We start from the raw sequence: 15,648 nt of genomic DNA, 5'->3' as shown, positions 1-15,648 counted from the left end.
ACGGTATGAGCGAGACCAGAACAGCCATTGCGCCCTATCTGAGCGTCCGGCGCGGCATCGACGCGATCGCCTTCTACAAGGTCGCCTTCGCCGCCGAAGAGCTGGAGCGCTACGAGTATCAGGACAAGATCGGCCACGCGACGCTGCGGATCAATGGCGGCACCATCAATCTGGCCGACGAATTTCCCGAGCATGAGAAGGAGATCGGCACCATTTCACCCGACTCGGTGGCCGGACGCACCACCGTCACGCTGATGCTCTATGTCGATGATGCCGATGCCTGGTTCGACCGCGCCATCGCTGCAGGAGCGGCTGTGGTGCGCCCCTGCAGCGATGAATTCTATGGCCGCCACGGCAGGGTGCGCGACCCGTTCGGGCATGTCTGGGGCCTGGTGACGCTCAAGGCGCCGGCTGCGGCCTAATAGAGCCGCAGGGTCGGCTCATAGCGCTGGCCGCGGCGATCGATCACGATCGGCCATTGGCGTTCACCATCGAAGCGGGACATGATCTCGGCGGCATCCTCCACGGAGGAAACCGGCTGGCCCATCAGCGCGATCAAACGGTCCCCGGGGCGGAAGCCATAGCGCGCTGCCACGGAGCGGCGCTGGACATTCATCACCACGACGCCGTCGAGGAAGGGATCGAGCCCCACGGTCTCGTTGAAGGCCGGCGAAAGTTCGACCAGGCGGACGCCGGAAAGCGGATTGCGCCCTTCAACGGTCAGAGGAGCCGGCTCGGCTGAGCCCGGCGCCGGGCTGACCGGAATATCAAGCTCGATCTGCTCGCCATCCCGCAGGACCTGGAAGCGGGCATTCTCGCCCGCAGCGCGGATCGCCAGGCGGAAACGGGCACCGGCATCATTGCTGATTTCGTGGCCATCCACCGCCAACACGATATCGCCCTGGCGCAACCCGCCCGCATCGCCGGCGGCATCGGGATAGATCTCGCTGACCAAGGCACCTTGCGGCCGGTCCAGATCGAAGGTCGAGGCGATATCACTGGTGACCGGCTGCAGGCGTGCGCCCAGCCAGGGTCGAATCAGCTCGCCTTCGCTCAGGGCCGTATCGACCACGCGCCGCACCATCTCGACCGGGATGGCAAAACCGATCCCGTTCGATCCACCCGAACGCGAGAAGATCATCGAATTGATGCCGATCAGCTGGCCGCGCATATCCACCAGCGCACCGCCGGAATTGCCCGGATTGATCGCCGCATCGGTCTGGATAAAGGACGCAAAATCGGTCTGGCCGACATCCGTGCGAGCGAGGGCCGAGACGATACCGCTGGTGACGGTCTGGCCGACACCGAAGGGATTGCCGATCGCCAGCACGAGATCGCCGACTTCCGGATCATCGGTCATGTTGAAGGGCAGGCTCGGCAGCGGCTCGTCGGTCTCGATCCTGAGCACGGCGAGATCGGTTGCTTCATCGGTCAACAGCACTGTGGCCTCGAACTCGCGGCGGTCAGCGAGCACGACGCGCAATTCGGTGGCGCCGGCGACGACATGGTTATTGGTCACGATGACGCCGGAATGGTCGACTATGACGCCGGAACCCAGCGAGTTCTGTTCACGCGGTTGCGAGCGGAACATGCGCGAGAACACCGGATCATTGGCGAACGGGTTCTGGTTGTTCACGACCCGGCGCGAATACACATTCACCACCGCCGGTGCCACATCGCGCACGATCGGCGCGAAGGAGAGCTGCATCTCCACACGGCTGTCGGGGACAATCCGGTCCTGATTGACCGGGAGCTCGGTTTCCTGGGCCGCAGCGGGAGCCGCGAGCAGGACGATAGCAAGAAACAGGTGTCTGATCATGGCGCACATATTATCCTGATTTTCGGCATGAAAAAGGCGGCTAGCCTGAGCTAACCGCCTTGATCTGATATTTTGATGACGACAAGCTTACTCGTCAGTCATGTCGCTGGCCGCTGCGGCGCGCGCACGGTCGACGGCACCCTTCGCAGCAGTGTCGCGGTCAACCAGCTCGATAACGGCCATTGGCGCGTTGTCGCCATGGCGGAAACCGGCCTTGAGCACGCGGGTGTAACCACCATTGCGCTCGGTGTAACGACCGCCGAGCGTGTCGAACAGCTTCTTGACCTGTTCCTCGTTGCGAACCTTGGACATCGCCTGACGGCGGCCATGGATATCGCCACGTTTCGCCAGGGAGATGAGCTTGTCCATGAACGGAGCCAGCTCCTTCGCCTTGGGAAGGGTCGTGATGATTTGCTCGTGCTCGATCAGCGATGCAGCCATATTGGCGAACAAGGCTTTGCGATGCGAGTGCGTGCGGTTGAGCTTGCGGTGTGCGATGCCGTGACGCATGGCTTGATCTCCTCAGGTCCAGTCGGGAGCCTCTCGGCTGCCTGCTAGACGTGGTCCTCGAAACGTTTGGCGAGATCTTCGATGTTCTCCGGCGGCCAGTTCGGCGCTTCCATGCCAAGATGCAGACCCATCTGGGCGAGAACTTCCTTGATCTCATTAAGCGACTTGCGGCCGAAATTCGGGGTACGGAGCATTTCCGCCTCGGATTTCTGGATCAGGTCGCCGATGTAGACGATGTTGTCGTTCTTCAGGCAGTTCGCCGAACGCACCGACAATTCAAGCTCATCGACCTTGCGCAGCAGCGCCGGGTTGAAGTCGAGCTCAGGCTTGTCGTCTTCCGCCGGACGCGCTTCCACAGCTTCTTCAAAGTTGATGAAGATCTGGAACTGGTCCTGCAGGATGCGCGCCGAGTAGGCGACAGCATCTTCCGGTGACACGGTGCCATCGGTTTCGACTTCAAGAATCAGCTTGTCATAGTCGAGCACCTGGCCTTCACGCGTATTTTCGACGCGATAGGACACCCGCTTGACCGGGCTGAACAGGGCGTCGACGCCGATCAGGCCGATGGGCGCATCTTCCGGACGATTGCGATCGGAAGGCACATAGCCCTTGCCGGTATTGACGGTGAATTCCATGCGGATTTCAGCGCCAACATCGAGCGTGCACAGGACGAGGTCCTTGTTGACGATCTCGATATCAGCCGTCTCTTCGATATCGCCAGCCGTCACCACGCCAGGGCCGGTCTTGCGCAGAACAACGCGCTTCGGGCCCTCGCCATGCATGTGCAAGGCGATTTGCTTGATGTTGAGCACGATATCGGTGACGTCTTCACGCACACCATCGATCGACGAAAACTCGTGCACCACGCCATCGATATGGACGTTGGTGACCGCTGCGCCCTGAAGCGAAGACAGCAGCACACGACGCAGCGAATTGCCCAGCGTCATGCCAAAGCCGCGTTCCAGCGGTTCGGCAATGATCTTGGCATGTCGGGACGGGTTATGACCCGGCTCGATTTCCGGCTTCATCGGGCGGATGAGTTCTTGCCAGTTCTTTTCGATCACGTTCTTACTGCCCCTTCATCAGCCGCGCGGGAGACCCCGACGGCGCGTTCAATATCCGAATTGCACAAACACGTACTAGACGCGGCGGCGTTTCGGCGGACGGCAGCCATTGTGTGGAATCGGCGTGACGTCCTGGATGGTCGTGATGGTGAAACCCACCGACTGCAAGGCACGCAGCGCAGACTCGCGACCCGACCCAGGACCCGAGACTTTCACCTCGATGGTCTTCATGCCGTGTTCCATGGCCTTCTTGCCAGCATCTTCAGCCGCCATCTGAGCCGCATAGGGAGTCGATTTACGCGACCCCTTGAAGCCCATGTGACCAGCCGACGACCAGGAAATAGCATTTCCCTGCGCATCGGTGATGGTCACCATGGTGTTGTTGAAGCTCGCGCTCACATGGGCAACGCCCGATGTGATGTTCTTGCGTTCGCGCCGCTTAACGCGGCCTTGTTCCTTAGCCATAATCTAGGCCCTATTTCTTCTTGCCAGCGATAGGCTTGGCGGGACCCTTGCGCGTACGCGCATTGGTGTGGGTGCGTTGACCACGAACCGGAAGGCCACGACGGTGGCGCAAGCCACGGTAGTTCCCCAGGTCCATGAGACGCTTGATATTCACAGCAACCTCACGGCGCAGGTCCCCCTCCACTTGGTGATCACGATCGATCACTTCGCGGATTTGCAGGACTTCTGCATCCGTCAGCTGATTGACGCGGCGGTCAGACGCAATGGAAACCTGCTCGCAGATCTCCTTCGCCTTGGCCGGGCCAATGCCGTGGATATAGCTCAGCGCGATTTCCACGCGCTTATTCGTCGGAATATTGACGCCGGCAATACGGGCCACAATCCATCTCCCAAAATCAGAACGCCGTGCGCGAGCGAACCAATGGACAACCTTTCGGTCGCCACATGAGCTCGCCCGTCTCGCGAAGGGCGCTATCTACAGTCAGCATTGCCCCCCCGTCAATGGGGTTGCAACAGGGTTGGTTCAGTTCTCTGACAAAGCAGCAGCAATTCCTGCCGCTACCTCATCCACAGGACCCATTCCCGGCACTTCCCGCATCTTGCCTTGATCGGCATAAAACGGAATGAGTTGCGCTGTTTGGTCCTGGTAATTTTTGAGGCGCACTTTAAACGCCTCGATATTGTCGTCTGCACGTCCTTCTTCGGCTGCACGCTTTTGCATGCGAGCCACAAGTTCCTTGTCATCCACCTTCAGGCGGATCACGCAATCCACCTTGCTGCCGCGGCGGGCGAGCGCTGCATCGAGCGCCTCTGCCTGGGCCACGGTGCGTGGAAAGCCGTCAAAGATTGCACCACCGGCGGCTTCCGCCTCGGGCAGTCTCTCCTCGATCAATTCAATCACGATCTCGTCGGACACCAGATCTCCGGCATCCATGATCGCGGCGACGCGTTGACCCAGTTCGGTTCCGGCAGCCTTGGCAGCGCGAAGCATGTCACCGGTCGACAGCTGTACCCAGCCGCGTTCCGCGACGAGCCGCTTGGACTGTGTGCCCTTGCCGCAGCCTGGTGGTCCGAACAGGATAATATTCATCGTTTGCGGCCCCGCAGCTTGGACTTCTTGATGAGGCCCTCATACTGGTGCGCCAGCAAGTGTGACTGGATCTGCGAAATCGTGTCCATCGACACCGAGACCAGGATCAGGATGGACGTACCGCCAAGAGCGGCGCCCCCTCCTCCCGGGCTCAACATCATCGGCACCAGACAGATGAGGGTGAGATAGAGCGCACCAATCAATGTCAGGCGCGAAAGGACGTAGTCGAGATATTCCGTGGTGCGCTGACCAGGACGAATCCCTGGCAGGAAGCCGCCATACTTGCGCAGATTGTCGGCCGTCTCTTCCGGATTGAACACCACTGAGGTGTAGAAGAAACAGAAGAAGATGATCAGCGCGGCATACAGGCTCAGGAAGAGCGGCGTACCGGCCCCGAGATAGGCGACGGCAGTCTGCAGCCATTCCGGACCCGATTGCGACTGGAAGCCTGCAGCGGTCGCCGGCAGCAATAGCAGTGACGAGGCGAAAATCGGCGGAATCACGCCCGCGGTATTCAGTTTCAGCGGCAGGAAGGACGAATCACCTCCGACCATACGGTTGCCCTGCTGACGCTTGGGGTACTGGACCAGCAGGCGGCGCTGGGAGCGCTCGATGAACACCACCAGCACGAGGCCGGCGATGATCAGCAGGAAGCCGCCAAAGAACGTACCCATGCCCATGCCGCCACTGGCGCTCAGGCTCAGCGCACTGCCCAGCATGCCGGGAATGGCCGAGACAATACCGGCGAAAATGATCAGCGAGACGCCGTTGCCGACACCGCGCGAGGTAATCTGCTCGCCCAGCCAGAGCAGCAACATCGTGCCGCCTACCAGGGTAATGACAGTCGAGACGATGAAGAATGGTCCCGGATTGAGCGCCATGCTCAGCCCGTCAGCATTGACCGCATTCATGCCCATCGCAATCGCCAGGGCCTGGCCGGTAGCCAGAACGACGGTCAGGTAGCGCGAATACTGGTTGATCTGCTTGCGGCCGGCCTCGCCACCTTCCTTTTTCAGCTTTTCAAGGCTGGGAATGGTGGCCGACATCAGCTGCATGATGATCGATGCCGAGATGTAGGGCATCACATTCAACGCAAAGATCGCCATGCGCTCGACGGCACCGCCGCCCAGCACATTGAACATGCTCAGGATACCCTGCGAGTTCTGTTCGAACACGCGGGCGTACTGAACCGGGTCAATGCCCGGGATCGGAACCCAGGTTCCGACGCGATACACGATCAGGATGATGACCGTGAACAGAATGCGCTGCTGCAGCTCCTTCGCCTTCGCGAAGGAGCTGAAATTCATGTTTGCAGCAAGCTGTTCGGCAGCTGAAGCCATTAGCTATTCCCCTCGCGGCCGGCGCTAGACCGCTTATTCCGCGGACGCTGCCGCGGGCAGATTCACTTTACCGCCAGCTTTTTCGACAGCCTCGATGGCTGGCTTGGAAGCGCCGGCAACGGTGATCTCAACTTTGGTCTTCAGTTCGCCCTTTGCAAGGAGGCGGATGCCATCAAGCTCACGACGAACCAGGCCGGCGCCGCGCAGGACGTCGGCATCGATCGGCTTCTTGGCGTCGATCTGTCCGGCATCAATAGCCTTCTGGATCCGGCCAAGATTGATTTCGGCCCAGGCCTTGCGGTTCGGCTTGTTGAAGCCGCGCTTTGGCAGACGCATGTGGAGTGGCATCTGGCCACCCTCAAAGCCCTTGATGGCCACGCCGGAGCGTGACTTCTGGCCTTTTACGCCGCGGCCGCCGGTCTTGCCCTTGCCAGAGCCGATACCGCGACCAACCCGAAAACGGTTCTTGGTCGAGCCATCATTGTCGCGCAATTCATTGAGACGCATGTCATTCTCCATTCGAAAGAGCGGTATCCCGCAAGGGACCTACTCTTCGACGATTTCCACCATATGGCTGACCTTGGCGATCATGCCACGGACAGACGGTGTATCTTCCAGGACGCGCTCGCGGCCGATCTTGTTGAGACCGAGGCCGACCAGGGTCGCGCGTTGATCAGCCGGACGACGGATAGGGCTCCGGGTCTGGCGTACTTTGAGGGTCTTCTTGGCCATGACAGCGATCCTTACGCTTCGATCGCTTCGGGTGAGGACGCGCCATCATCGCGGCGGTTCACCACATCACCAACCTTCAGGCCACGCTTGGCCGCAACCGAGCGTGGGCTCGCCTGCGATTTCAGCGCGTCGAAAGTGGCGCGGATCATGTTGTACGGGTTGGAGGTGCCGACCGACTTGGCGACAACATCGTGGATCCCGAGGGTTTCGAGCACAGCGCGCATCGGGCCACCGGCGATGACGCCGGTACCTGGAGGCGCAGCACGCAGAACCACCTTGCCGGCACCGTGACGGCCCTTGCCGTCATGATGCAGGGTGCGGCCTTCGCGCAGCGGCACGCGGATCAAGCTCTTCTTGGCTTCGTCCGTAGCCTTGCGAATGGCTTCAGGAACTTCGCGGGCCTTGCCCTGACCGAAGCCGACACGGCCCTTCTTGTCACCGACGACGACAAGCGCGGCGAACTGGAAGTTCCGGCCGCCCTTGACCGTCTTGGCAACGCGATTGATGTGAACGAGCTTGTCGACGAATTCGTCTTCACGCTCTTGGTCACGACCACGACCGCGTCCGCGACCCCGATCACCACGATCTCCGCGATCGCGCTGTTGCTCGTTTGGATGAGCCATGCGTCCGCTCCCTTAAAAGCTCAGGCCGCCCTCGCGGGCCGCCTCTGCAAGCGCTTTGACACGCCCGTGAAACATATTGCCGCCGCGATCGAAGACGACCTCTTTCACGCCAGCCTTGACGGCGCGTTCGGCGATCATCTTGCCGACGATACCCGCTGCCGTGACATCGCCCCCCTTCGGGTGCTCCTTCTTGGCAGCTTCCTCGAGCGAGCACGCGGAGGCGACAGTGACGCCATTCGTGTCGTCGATGATCTGGGCATAGATGTTCTTCGAAGAACGGAAGACGGACAGGCGCAGGCGCCCATTGGCGAATTTCCGCAGACGGGTCCGGGTGCGCTGGGCGCGCCGGACTGATTTTTCGCGTTGGTTTTTCATCGCTCGCCCTACTTCTTCTTGCCTTCTTTGCGGCGAATGTATTCGCCAGCATATTTGATACCCTTGCCCTTGTAAGGCTCAGGCGGACGGAAGCGGCGGATTTCGGCGGCAACCTGGCCAACCTTCTGCTTGTCCGCACCTTCGATCTTGATCTCGGTGGGCTTCGTAGATGAAATCGTGACGCCTGCAGGCGGCTCATAGACAACGTCGTGCGACAGGCCGAGGGCCAGCTTCACGGCATTGCCCTGCATGGCAGCGCGATAACCGACGCCGACAAGCTCGAGGTTCTTCTCGTAACCCGCTGTGACACCCTGGACCAGATTGGCCACCAGTGCGCGCTGCAAGCCCCACATGGAACGTGCGCGCTTCGTCATGTCGCGAGGCGTGACCTTGAAGCCGTCCTCTTCCTGGGTGACAGACACCTCAGGAACGAACACCATGGACAATTCGCCCTTGGGTCCTTTGACGGTCAGGCCGGTCTCGGTCAGCGTCGTGGTGACATTGGCCGGAATCGCGACTGGGAGTTTACCGATACGTGACATAGGTGCGCCCCCTTAGCTTACGTGGCAGAGAATTTCCCCGCCCACATTGGCTTCACGGGCACTCGTATCCGACATCACACCCTGAGGGGTGGACAGGATAGCGATGCCGAGGCCGTTCTGGACGAGGGCGATATCTTTAACGCCGGAATAGACGCGGCGACCTGGCTTCGAGATCCGTTTGATATTCTGGATCACCGAGTCACCTTCGTAGTATTTCAGCTCGATTTCGAGTTCTTTCATGCCCGTCGAGTGTTCGACTTCCGCATAGTCGCGGATATAGCCTTCACTCTTCAGAACTTCGAGAACGCGACGGCGCAGGGCCGAGGCTGGCGTGCTGACAGTCCGCTTGTTGCGCATCAGCGCATTACGGATACGGGTCAACATATCGCCGAGAGGATCATTCACCATGTTCGCGCTCCCTTACCAGCTCGACTTGACCATGCCGGGCACCAAGCCCTGGCTGGCCAGATCACGCATCGCGATACGCGACATGCGGAACTTGCGATAGAAAGCACGCGGCCGGCCCGAGACCAGGCAACGGTTGCGCACGCGCGATACCGCGGAATTCCGCGGCAGGCTTGCCAGCTTGAGCTGAGCGGCAAAGCGCTCCTCAACCGGCAGGTCCTTATTACGCGCAATCGACTTCAGCTGCTCGCGCTTGGTCGCATAACGCTTGACCAAGAGCTCGCGCTTGCGATTGCGCTCCACTGCAGATTTTTTCGCCATTTAGTCTCTCCTGCGTGCAGGGCCCGATCGGCCCGCGCCCTTGTTGCGTTAGTTCGAAAACGGAAAATCGAACTCGGCCAACAAAGCCTTCGCTTCTTCATCCGAATTTGCGGTGGTGCACACCACAATGTCCATGCCCCGGATCTTCTCGACCTTGTCATAGTCGATCTCAGGGAAAACGATATGTTCTTTCAAGCCCATCGCGTAATTGCCGCGACCATCGAAGCTCTTGCCGTTCAGGCCACGGAAATCCCGGACCCGCGGAAGCGCGATCGTGATCAGCCTGTCGAGGAACTCGTACATGCGATCCTGGCGCAGGGTTACTTTGGCCCCGATCACCTGTTCTTCGCGCAGCTTGAAGCCAGCGATCGAATTCTTCGCGACGGTCTGGACCGGCTTCTGGCCGGAGATCGCCTGGAGGTCTTCGAGCGCGCCCTTGATCTTCTTGGAATCCTGGGCTGCTTCACCAACACCCATATTGATCACGACCTTGTCCAGGCGCGGGATCTGCATGACGTTGGCGTAGCCGAACTTTTCCTTCAGCTTATCGCGGATTTCCTCGCGATATTTCGTGCGAAGGCGTGGCGTGTATGAATCAGACATCGATCACCTCACCCGAACTTTTGGCGAAACGAACCTTGCGGCCGTCATCAAGCGTCTTGAAACCGACACGGGTCGGCTCACCAGTTTTCGGATCGACCAGAGCCACATTGGATTTGTGGATCGTGGCTTCTTTTTCCTTGATCCCGCCTGGATCGGCTTGCGTTGCGCGTGTGTGGCGTTTCACCACGTTCACGCCGGCAACGATCATCCGGTCCTCGGCTGGAATCACTTTCATGACTTCGCCGGTCTTGCCCTTGTCACGGCCAGCGAGAATGACGACCTTGTCGCCCTTCTTGATCTTGGCAGCCATTACAGCACCTCCGGAGCCAGCGAGATGATCTTCATGTGGTTCTTGGCGCGAAGTTCGCGCGGAACCGGTCCGAAGATACGCGTGCCGAGCGGCTCGTTATTATTGTTGATCAGGACAGCCGAATTGGAATCAAAGCGAATGACGGTACCGTCCTTGCGCTTGATGTCCTTACGGACGCGAACGACGACCGCTTTGCGGACATCACCCTTTTTCACGCGGCCGCGTGGAATGGCTTCCTTGACGGAAACGACAATAATGTCGCCGACGTGGGCATAACGGCGCTTGGCGCCGCCGAGCACCTTAATGCACTGCACACGGCGTGCGCCGGAATTGTCGGCCACGTCCAGATTTGTCTGCATCTGGATCATCGCAGATCCTCCTTATGAGATGGCGTTTTCCAGTTCAAGCCTAGGCTTGACCCGGAACTACCTCCCACCGCTTAAGTTTCGACTTGGGTGCACATTCCTGGATCTGGATCATATCACCGACCTTGAATGCGGATTGCTCGTCATGCGCGTGATAACGCTTGGTACGGCGAACCGTCTTGCGAAGCAGGGGGTGCAGGAATGTCCGCTCCACCCGAACCACAACGGTTTTGGTACCTTTATCGCTCACCACGACGCCTTGCAGGATACGCCTCGGCATCGCTTAACTCCCTTGCTCTTGCTGCGACTTGCGCTCGCTTTGAATGGTCCGGAGACGCGCGATGTCGCGGCGAACCTGGGTAAAACGAGCCGTGTTTTCCAGCTGGCCTGTAGCCGCCTGGAAGCGCAGATTGAACTGCTCCTTTTTCAGCTTGAGGATATTATCCTTCAGCTGATCTTCGGTCATGGCGCGAACGTCAACGGGTTTCATCGTTCCGCTCTCCCTTACTCGCCCAACCGGGCGACGATTTTTGTCTTGATCGGCAGCTTTGCAGCGCCGAGCGACAGGGCCTCACGTGCGACATCGTCCGGAACACCGTCGATTTCGAACATGATCCGGCCCGGTTTCACACGACACGCCCAGAATTCTGGCGTGCCCTTACCTTTACCCATCCGGACTTCAGTCGGTTTCTTGGAAACCGGCACGTCCGGGAAGATACGGATCCACACGCGCCCTGCCCGTTTCATATGACGGGTAATGGCGCGGCGGGTCGCTTCAATCTGACGCGCGGTAACGCGTTCAGGCTCAAGCGCCTTAAGACCGTAAGATCCGAAGTTCAGCGTGAAGCCGCCTTTGGCAACACCCTTGATCCGACCCTTATGGGCTTTGCGGAATTTTGTACGTTTCGGTTGCAGCATGACCCGATTTCCTTACGCAGCCTGGCGGCCCGAACGGGCGCGCTGCTCACCCGACTCCTGGAGCCGGCGCTCCTGGGCCATCGGGTCGTGTTCCATGATCTCGCCCTTGTTGATCCAGACCTTGATCCCGATGATACCCATCGCGGTCTTGGCGGAGGCGGTCCCATAATCGATATCCGCACGCAGCGTGTGGAGCGGCACGGAGCCTTCATTATACTGTTCGGTCCGGGCGATTTCGGCACCGCCGAGACGGCCACCGCAGACGACCTTGCAGCCCTTGGCACCCATACGCATCGCCGACTGCAGTGAACGCTTCATCGCGCGGCGGAAAGCCACACGGCGCTCGAGCTGCTGAGCGATCGATTCCGCGACGAGCGTGGCATCGATCTCAGGCTTGCGAACTTCAACCAGGTTCAGGAAGACTTCGCCATCGACCATTTTCGAGAGTTCGCGGCGCAGGACTTCGATATCGGAGCCCTTCTTGCCGATCACCACACCCGGACGCGCCGTGTGAACGGTGACCCGGCACTTCTTGTGCGGACGCTCGATCACGATCTTGGAAATGCTGGCGGCCTTGAGGCGCTCTTTCAGCACTTTGCGGATCGCGAGGTCTTCGTGCAGCAGCTTGGCGTATTCGCCAGCCGATGCATACCAGCGGGAATCCCAGGTACGGTTGATACCGAGGCGCAGACCGATCGGATTAACTTTCTGACCCATCAGGCGGCCTCCTCAATTTCGCGAACCACGATGGTGAGCTCGGAAAACGGTTTCAGGATCTTGGCACCGCGGCCACGGGCACGGGCCCGGAAACGCTTCATCACCAGGTTCTTGCCCACGAATGCTTCGGCAACGATCAGTGAATCGATGTCGAGGCCGTGATTGTTTTCGGCGTTCGCGATCGCAGACTCGAGGGTCTTCTTCACATCAAGCGAAATACGCTTGCGGGAGAATTCCAGATCGGCGAGAGCCCGCTCGACCTTCTTGCCGCGGATCAGTGCGGCAACCAGGTTGAGCTTCTGGCCACTCGTGCGGATCGTCCGCAGCTTGGCGCGCGCTTCATTATCGGCGACGCGGCGAGGATTGGCTGATTTTCCCATCTCTTATCTCCGCTTCGCTTTTTTATCGGCCGCGTGACCGTAATAGGTCCGGGTCGGTGAAAACTCACCAAGCTTGTGACCGACCATGTCTTCCGACACGAGCACAGGCACGAACTTGTTGCCGTTGTGAACCTGGAAAGTCAGGCCCACGAATTGCGGCATAATGGTTGAACGGCGCGACCAGGTCTTGATCGCTTGTTTACGGCCACCTTCGTGCGACTTCTCCGCTTTTTTCAGCAGATAGCCGTCGACGAACGGACCTTTCCAGACAGAACGAGGCATCGTCGGCTCCCTATCGCTTCTTGCGTTCGTGACGCGAGCGGATGATGAACTTGTCCGTAGACTTGTTCTTGCGTGTTTTGGCACCCTTGGTCGGCTTGCCCCATGGCGTCACCGGATGGCGACCACCGGAGGTGCGGCCTTCGCCGCCGCCGTGCGGGTGATCAACCGGGTTCATGACAACACCGCGGACCGACGGACGCTTGCCCATGTGGCGCTTGCGACCGGCCTTGCCGAGATTGATGTTCGAGTGGTCCGGATTAGAGACCGCACCGACCGTTGCCATGCACTTGTCAGACACCATGCGAAGCTCGCCGGAGGCCAGACGGATCTGGGCATAGCCATTATCGCGGCCAACCAGCTGAACATAAGCACCGGCAGAGCGGGCAATCTGGCCACCCTTCTCAGGCTTGAGTTCGACATTGTGCAGGATCGTGCCAACCGGAACCGATTTGAGCGGCATCGCATTACCCGGTTTCACATCGACCTTGGCCGAAGCGATGATGACATCGCCTTCCGCCAGGCGTTGTGGCGCCAGGATATAGGACTTCTCGCCATCTTCGTACTGGATCAGCGCGATGAAAGCGGTCCGGTTCGGATCGTATTCCAGACGCTCGACCGTAGCCGGCATGTCCCACTTGCGACGCTTGAAGTCGACAAGACGGTACAGACGCTTGGCACCGCCACCGATACGGCGGGCAGTGATGCGTCCCGTATTGTTGCGGCCGCCGTGTTTCGACAGACCCTCAACAAGGGATTTTTCCGGACGGCCCTTGTGCAGTGCGGAGCGATCCACAAGCACGAGAGCGCGACGGCCCGGAGACGTTGGTTTGAATGTTCTCAAAGCCATCTTAGAGCCCCGTCGTCACATCGATCGAGTGACCCTCGGCGAGGGTCACGACCGCTTTTTTCTGGTCACTACGACGACCGCTGATACCGCGGAAGCGCTTTGTTTTACCGTGAATCCTGATCGTGTTCACGGCCGTCACTTTCACCTTGAAGAGCTCTTCGACCGCCTCGGCGATCTCCTTCTTGTTGGCGCTCAGCGGCACAAAGAAGACAACCTTGCCGTCTTCCGACAGCAGGGTGGACTTTTCCGTGATCACTGGACCCAGGATGGTGTCGTAATGGCGCGCAGCAGCTGACATGTTCAAGCCTCCTTCGCGCTAAGACGTTCGTGGATCTTCGCCACGGCCGACTTGGTCAAAACCAGCGTATCGCGACGCAGCACGTCATAAACATTCAGGCCCTGGACGGGCAGAACGTCGACGCACGGCAGGTTGCGAGCCGCGAGTGCAAAATTCTCATTGACGGCCTCGCCATCGATGATCAGCACATTCGAAACACCGAGACCGGCGAATGAATTGCGCAATTCCTTCGTCTTGGGCGCGCTCAGCGTCGCATCATCAAGAATGATGAGCGATTGCGAACCGGCCTTGGACGACAGCGCATGGCACAGGGCCAGCGAGCGCAGCTTCTTCGTCAAATCGTGGGCGTGGCTGCGGACGCGAGGACCGTGTGCCTTGCCACCACCGACGAATTGCGGAGCAGAGCGAGCGCCATGACGTGCAGTACCGCCGCCCTTTTGCTTGCCAAACCGCTTCTTGGTGCGGGCGATTTCGGAACGGCCCTTGGTCTTGTGCGTTCCTTGCTGCCGAGCGGCGAGCTGCCACTTGACGACACGCTGCAAAAGGTCGGCGCGAACTTCATCGATACCGAAAACGGCATCGTCAAGCTCGATGGCACCGGCATTTTTCGCCGCGAGGGTCTTTACCTCGAACTTCATGCTTCCGTTCCTTCTTCGCCATCAACGGCCACCGGAGCCGGATCGGCCGCCGGAGCGTTGATTGCGTCGAGCGTACGGAACTTGCCAGGAAGGGGCAGATCGGCAGCGCCGTGACCCTTGATGGCATCCCGCAACTCAACCCAGCCACCGGCGGAACCGGGGACTGCACCTTTGACAAGCACCAGGCCGCGATCGGTATCGACACGAACAACCTCGATATTCTGGGTTGTCACGCGCACGGCACCCATATGGCCGGCCATCTTCTTGCCTTTGAACACCTTGCCCGGATCCTGACACTGACCGGTAGAACCGTGCGAGCGGTGCGAAATCGACACGCCGTGGGTGGCCCGAAGACCGCCGAAGCCGTGACGCTTCATCGCGCCTGCAAAACCCTTACCAATCGATGTCCCGGCCACGTCAACTTTCTGACCTGGTACGAAGTGGTCGGCAGTCAGCTCGGCGCCGACTTCGATCACTGCGGTTTCCGGAACCCGGAATTCCACAAGCTTGCGCTTGGGAGCAACTTTGGCTTTCGCGAAATGCCCGCGCATCGCCTTTGGCGTGCGCTTGGCTTTCGCCGTGCCGGAACCCAGCTGCAGCGCCAGGTAACCGTCGGTTTCGACGGTCTTGTGGGCCACAACCTGGCAACCTTCAAGATGGAGCACCGTGCAGGGCACGTGCGATCCGTCTTCAGCAAAAACGCGGGTCATGCCGAGCTTGCGGGCAACCACGCCGGTTCTACGATCTTCCTGGTGCATGGTCCTAGGCTCCCAGCTTGATCTCGACGTCCACGCCGGCGGACAGGTCGAGCTTCATCAGCGCGTCTACCGTTTGTGGGGTCGGGTCGACAATATCGAGAAGGCGCTTGTGGGTCCGGATCTCGAACTGCTCACGCGACTTCTTGTCGATGTGCGGCGAACGCAGCACGGTGAATTTCTCAATGCGCGTCGGCAGCGGAATCGGCCCGCGCACGTTCGCGCCAGTGCGCTTTGCCGTAGAGACGA

29 protein-coding genes are annotated in these 15,648 nt (G+C 59.8%); 1 reads left to right on the top strand and 28 read right to left on the bottom strand.

The window, feature by feature from the left end; translation table 11 throughout:
- The first annotated feature begins 5 nt into the window (after positions 1-5).
- Positions 6-422 carry a VOC family protein gene (locus tag ACN0YF_RS05440; RefSeq protein WP_417493613.1) on the top strand — a complete coding sequence of 139 codons (417 nt, stop codon included), beginning with the start codon at positions 6-8 and terminating at the stop codon, positions 420-422.
- On the opposite strand, the gene ACN0YF_RS05435 is transcribed toward ACN0YF_RS05440, so the two are convergent.
- From ACN0YF_RS05435 to rpsJ, 28 genes are all read right to left on the bottom strand, one after another.
- Positions 419-1,819, bottom strand: a complete 1,401-nt coding sequence (locus ACN0YF_RS05435; RefSeq protein WP_417483043.1) for a Do family serine endopeptidase — start codon at positions 1,817-1,819, stop codon at positions 419-421. The genes ACN0YF_RS05440 and ACN0YF_RS05435 overlap by 4 nt on opposite strands.
- 87 nt (positions 1,820-1,906) lie before the next feature.
- On the bottom strand, positions 1,907-2,329 hold the full coding sequence (rplQ, locus tag ACN0YF_RS05430) for a 50S ribosomal protein L17 (RefSeq protein ID WP_417483044.1): 423 nt from the start codon (positions 2,327-2,329) through the stop codon (positions 1,907-1,909).
- Between the two features lie 44 nt (positions 2,330-2,373).
- Positions 2,374-3,393: a DNA-directed RNA polymerase subunit alpha gene (locus tag ACN0YF_RS05425; protein ID WP_417493612.1), complete on the bottom strand. Its 1,020-nt coding sequence runs from the start codon at positions 3,391-3,393 to the stop codon at positions 2,374-2,376.
- Between the two features lie 75 nt (positions 3,394-3,468).
- Positions 3,469-3,858 carry a 30S ribosomal protein S11 gene (gene rpsK, locus ACN0YF_RS05420; protein ID WP_091770259.1) on the bottom strand — a complete coding sequence of 130 codons (390 nt, stop codon included), beginning with the start codon at positions 3,856-3,858 and terminating at the stop codon, positions 3,469-3,471.
- 10 nt (positions 3,859-3,868) lie between these two features.
- Positions 3,869-4,237, bottom strand: coding sequence for a 30S ribosomal protein S13 (rpsM, locus tag ACN0YF_RS05415; protein WP_417493611.1), 369 nt, complete (start codon positions 4,235-4,237; stop codon positions 3,869-3,871).
- A gap of 144 nt (positions 4,238-4,381) precedes the next feature.
- Positions 4,382-4,948: an adenylate kinase gene (locus tag ACN0YF_RS05410; protein ID WP_417493610.1), complete on the bottom strand. Its 567-nt coding sequence runs from the start codon at positions 4,946-4,948 to the stop codon at positions 4,382-4,384.
- Entirely contained in the window at positions 4,945-6,288 is a 1,344-nt protein-coding gene (gene secY, locus ACN0YF_RS05405; protein WP_417493609.1) for a preprotein translocase subunit SecY, read from the bottom strand. The genes ACN0YF_RS05410 and secY overlap by 4 nt, the downstream gene beginning before the upstream one ends.
- A 33-nt stretch (positions 6,289-6,321) precedes the next feature.
- Positions 6,322-6,795 carry a 50S ribosomal protein L15 gene (gene rplO, locus ACN0YF_RS05400; RefSeq protein ID WP_417470279.1) on the bottom strand — a complete coding sequence of 158 codons (474 nt, stop codon included), beginning with the start codon at positions 6,793-6,795 and terminating at the stop codon, positions 6,322-6,324.
- A gap of 39 nt (positions 6,796-6,834) precedes the next feature.
- Positions 6,835-7,020: a 50S ribosomal protein L30 gene (rpmD, locus tag ACN0YF_RS05395; protein ID WP_339740735.1), complete on the bottom strand. Its 186-nt coding sequence runs from the start codon at positions 7,018-7,020 to the stop codon at positions 6,835-6,837.
- Between the two features lie 11 nt (positions 7,021-7,031).
- Entirely contained in the window at positions 7,032-7,643 is a 612-nt protein-coding gene (gene rpsE, locus ACN0YF_RS05390) for a 30S ribosomal protein S5 (RefSeq protein ID WP_417493608.1), read from the bottom strand.
- A 12-nt stretch (positions 7,644-7,655) separates the two neighbouring features.
- Positions 7,656-8,018, bottom strand: a complete 363-nt coding sequence (rplR, locus tag ACN0YF_RS05385) for a 50S ribosomal protein L18 (RefSeq protein WP_417493607.1) — start codon at positions 8,016-8,018, stop codon at positions 7,656-7,658.
- A gap of 8 nt (positions 8,019-8,026) precedes the next feature.
- Entirely contained in the window at positions 8,027-8,560 is a 534-nt protein-coding gene (gene rplF, locus ACN0YF_RS05380; RefSeq protein WP_417493606.1) for a 50S ribosomal protein L6, read from the bottom strand.
- A 12-nt stretch (positions 8,561-8,572) separates the two neighbouring features.
- A complete protein-coding gene (gene rpsH, locus ACN0YF_RS05375) occupies positions 8,573-8,968 on the bottom strand; it encodes a 30S ribosomal protein S8 (RefSeq protein WP_417470272.1) in 396 nt (131 codons plus the stop codon).
- 12 nt (positions 8,969-8,980) lie between these two features.
- Positions 8,981-9,286, bottom strand: coding sequence for a 30S ribosomal protein S14 (rpsN, locus tag ACN0YF_RS05370; RefSeq protein WP_417493605.1), 306 nt, complete (start codon positions 9,284-9,286; stop codon positions 8,981-8,983).
- A gap of 48 nt (positions 9,287-9,334) precedes the next feature.
- Positions 9,335-9,889 (bottom strand): 50S ribosomal protein L5, encoded by a 555-nt coding sequence (gene rplE / locus ACN0YF_RS05365; RefSeq protein WP_417493604.1) that lies wholly within the window; start codon positions 9,887-9,889, stop codon positions 9,335-9,337.
- Positions 9,882-10,199 carry a 50S ribosomal protein L24 gene (gene rplX / locus ACN0YF_RS05360; protein WP_417470268.1) on the bottom strand — a complete coding sequence of 106 codons (318 nt, stop codon included), beginning with the start codon at positions 10,197-10,199 and terminating at the stop codon, positions 9,882-9,884. The genes rplE and rplX overlap by 8 nt, the downstream gene beginning before the upstream one ends.
- Positions 10,199-10,567: a 50S ribosomal protein L14 gene (gene rplN / locus ACN0YF_RS05355; protein WP_339740751.1), complete on the bottom strand. Its 369-nt coding sequence runs from the start codon at positions 10,565-10,567 to the stop codon at positions 10,199-10,201. Before rplN ends, rplX begins: the two co-directional genes overlap by 1 nt.
- A gap of 40 nt (positions 10,568-10,607) precedes the next feature.
- Positions 10,608-10,844 carry a 30S ribosomal protein S17 gene (rpsQ, locus tag ACN0YF_RS05350; protein ID WP_417493603.1) on the bottom strand — a complete coding sequence of 79 codons (237 nt, stop codon included), beginning with the start codon at positions 10,842-10,844 and terminating at the stop codon, positions 10,608-10,610.
- 3 nt (positions 10,845-10,847) lie between these two features.
- A complete protein-coding gene (rpmC, locus tag ACN0YF_RS05345) occupies positions 10,848-11,054 on the bottom strand; it encodes a 50S ribosomal protein L29 (protein WP_091770292.1) in 207 nt (68 codons plus the stop codon).
- A gap of 14 nt (positions 11,055-11,068) precedes the next feature.
- Positions 11,069-11,482, bottom strand: a complete 414-nt coding sequence (gene rplP / locus ACN0YF_RS05340) for a 50S ribosomal protein L16 (protein ID WP_339740756.1) — start codon at positions 11,480-11,482, stop codon at positions 11,069-11,071.
- 12 nt (positions 11,483-11,494) lie between these two features.
- Positions 11,495-12,199, bottom strand: a complete 705-nt coding sequence (gene rpsC, locus ACN0YF_RS05335; protein WP_091770296.1) for a 30S ribosomal protein S3 — start codon at positions 12,197-12,199, stop codon at positions 11,495-11,497.
- Entirely contained in the window at positions 12,199-12,579 is a 381-nt protein-coding gene (rplV, locus tag ACN0YF_RS05330; protein WP_417493602.1) for a 50S ribosomal protein L22, read from the bottom strand. The genes rpsC and rplV overlap by 1 nt, the downstream gene beginning before the upstream one ends.
- A gap of 3 nt (positions 12,580-12,582) precedes the next feature.
- Entirely contained in the window at positions 12,583-12,861 is a 279-nt protein-coding gene (gene rpsS, locus ACN0YF_RS05325) for a 30S ribosomal protein S19 (RefSeq protein WP_091770301.1), read from the bottom strand.
- A 10-nt stretch (positions 12,862-12,871) separates the two neighbouring features.
- Positions 12,872-13,708 (bottom strand): 50S ribosomal protein L2, encoded by an 837-nt coding sequence (gene rplB / locus ACN0YF_RS05320; protein WP_417493601.1) that lies wholly within the window; start codon positions 13,706-13,708, stop codon positions 12,872-12,874.
- 1 nt (position 13,709) lies between these two features.
- Positions 13,710-14,006 (bottom strand): 50S ribosomal protein L23, encoded by a 297-nt coding sequence (locus ACN0YF_RS05315; RefSeq protein ID WP_417493600.1) that lies wholly within the window; start codon positions 14,004-14,006, stop codon positions 13,710-13,712.
- A 2-nt stretch (positions 14,007-14,008) separates the two neighbouring features.
- Entirely contained in the window at positions 14,009-14,644 is a 636-nt protein-coding gene (rplD, locus tag ACN0YF_RS05310) for a 50S ribosomal protein L4 (protein ID WP_417493599.1), read from the bottom strand.
- Complete coding sequence (gene rplC, locus ACN0YF_RS05305; RefSeq protein WP_417493598.1) at positions 14,641-15,402, bottom strand: 50S ribosomal protein L3; 762 nt, start codon at positions 15,400-15,402, stop codon at positions 14,641-14,643. The genes rplD and rplC overlap by 4 nt, the downstream gene beginning before the upstream one ends.
- A gap of 4 nt (positions 15,403-15,406) precedes the next feature.
- The coding region (rpsJ, locus tag ACN0YF_RS05300; protein WP_417493597.1) for a 30S ribosomal protein S10 at positions 15,407-15,648 on the bottom strand (242 nt) is incomplete at its 5' end.

This window comes from Maricaulis sp., from assembly GCF_048270265.1.
Classification (GTDB): Bacteria; Pseudomonadota; Alphaproteobacteria; order Caulobacterales; family Maricaulaceae; genus Maricaulis.
This window is presented reverse-complemented; position numbering and strand designations above follow the sequence as displayed.

What these genes read in the sequence shown, in the direction of transcription:
- ACN0YF_RS05440 (WP_417493613.1), top strand. Translation starts at nt 6, where the DNA reads ATGAGCGAGACCAGAACAGCCATTGCGCCCTATCTGAGCGTCCGGCGC.
- ACN0YF_RS05435 (WP_417483043.1), bottom strand. Translation starts at nt 1,819, where the DNA reads ATGATCAGACACCTGTTTCTTGCTATCGTCCTGCTCGCGGCTCCCGCT.
- rplQ (WP_417483044.1), bottom strand. Translation starts at nt 2,329, where the DNA reads ATGCGTCACGGCATCGCACACCGCAAGCTCAACCGCACGCACTCGCAT.
- rpsK (WP_091770259.1), bottom strand. Translation starts at nt 3,858, where the DNA reads ATGGCTAAGGAACAAGGCCGCGTTAAGCGGCGCGAACGCAAGAACATC.
- ACN0YF_RS05410 (WP_417493610.1), bottom strand. Translation starts at nt 4,948, where the DNA reads ATGAATATTATCCTGTTCGGACCACCAGGCTGCGGCAAGGGCACACAG.
- secY (WP_417493609.1), bottom strand. Translation starts at nt 6,288, where the DNA reads ATGGCTTCAGCTGCCGAACAGCTTGCTGCAAACATGAATTTCAGCTCC.
- rplO (WP_417470279.1), bottom strand. Translation starts at nt 6,795, where the DNA reads ATGCGTCTCAATGAATTGCGCGACAATGATGGCTCGACCAAGAACCGT.
- rpmD (WP_339740735.1), bottom strand. Translation starts at nt 7,020, where the DNA reads ATGGCCAAGAAGACCCTCAAAGTACGCCAGACCCGGAGCCCTATCCGT.
- rpsE (WP_417493608.1), bottom strand. Translation starts at nt 7,643, where the DNA reads ATGGCTCATCCAAACGAGCAACAGCGCGATCGCGGAGATCGTGGTGAT.
- rplR (WP_417493607.1), bottom strand. Translation starts at nt 8,018, where the DNA reads ATGAAAAACCAACGCGAAAAATCAGTCCGGCGCGCCCAGCGCACCCGG.
- rplF (WP_417493606.1), bottom strand. Translation starts at nt 8,560, where the DNA reads ATGTCACGTATCGGTAAACTCCCAGTCGCGATTCCGGCCAATGTCACC.
- rpsH (WP_417470272.1), bottom strand. Translation starts at nt 8,968, where the DNA reads ATGGTGAATGATCCTCTCGGCGATATGTTGACCCGTATCCGTAATGCG.
- rpsN (WP_417493605.1), bottom strand. Translation starts at nt 9,286, where the DNA reads ATGGCGAAAAAATCTGCAGTGGAGCGCAATCGCAAGCGCGAGCTCTTG.
- rplE (WP_417493604.1), bottom strand. Translation starts at nt 9,889, where the DNA reads ATGTCTGATTCATACACGCCACGCCTTCGCACGAAATATCGCGAGGAA.
- rplX (WP_417470268.1), bottom strand. Translation starts at nt 10,199, where the DNA reads ATGGCTGCCAAGATCAAGAAGGGCGACAAGGTCGTCATTCTCGCTGGC.
- rplN (WP_339740751.1), bottom strand. Translation starts at nt 10,567, where the DNA reads ATGATCCAGATGCAGACAAATCTGGACGTGGCCGACAATTCCGGCGCA.
- rpsQ (WP_417493603.1), bottom strand. Translation starts at nt 10,844, where the DNA reads ATGCCGAGGCGTATCCTGCAAGGCGTCGTGGTGAGCGATAAAGGTACC.
- rpmC (WP_091770292.1), bottom strand. Translation starts at nt 11,054, where the DNA reads ATGAAACCCGTTGACGTTCGCGCCATGACCGAAGATCAGCTGAAGGAT.
- rplP (WP_339740756.1), bottom strand. Translation starts at nt 11,482, where the DNA reads ATGCTGCAACCGAAACGTACAAAATTCCGCAAAGCCCATAAGGGTCGG.
- rpsC (WP_091770296.1), bottom strand. Translation starts at nt 12,199, where the DNA reads ATGGGTCAGAAAGTTAATCCGATCGGTCTGCGCCTCGGTATCAACCGT.
- rplV (WP_417493602.1), bottom strand. Translation starts at nt 12,579, where the DNA reads ATGGGAAAATCAGCCAATCCTCGCCGCGTCGCCGATAATGAAGCGCGC.
- rpsS (WP_091770301.1), bottom strand. Translation starts at nt 12,861, where the DNA reads ATGCCTCGTTCTGTCTGGAAAGGTCCGTTCGTCGACGGCTATCTGCTG.
- rplB (WP_417493601.1), bottom strand. Translation starts at nt 13,708, where the DNA reads ATGGCTTTGAGAACATTCAAACCAACGTCTCCGGGCCGTCGCGCTCTC.
- ACN0YF_RS05315 (WP_417493600.1), bottom strand. Translation starts at nt 14,006, where the DNA reads ATGTCAGCTGCTGCGCGCCATTACGACACCATCCTGGGTCCAGTGATC.
- rplD (WP_417493599.1), bottom strand. Translation starts at nt 14,644, where the DNA reads ATGAAGTTCGAGGTAAAGACCCTCGCGGCGAAAAATGCCGGTGCCATC.
- rplC (WP_417493598.1), bottom strand. Translation starts at nt 15,402, where the DNA reads ATGCACCAGGAAGATCGTAGAACCGGCGTGGTTGCCCGCAAGCTCGGC.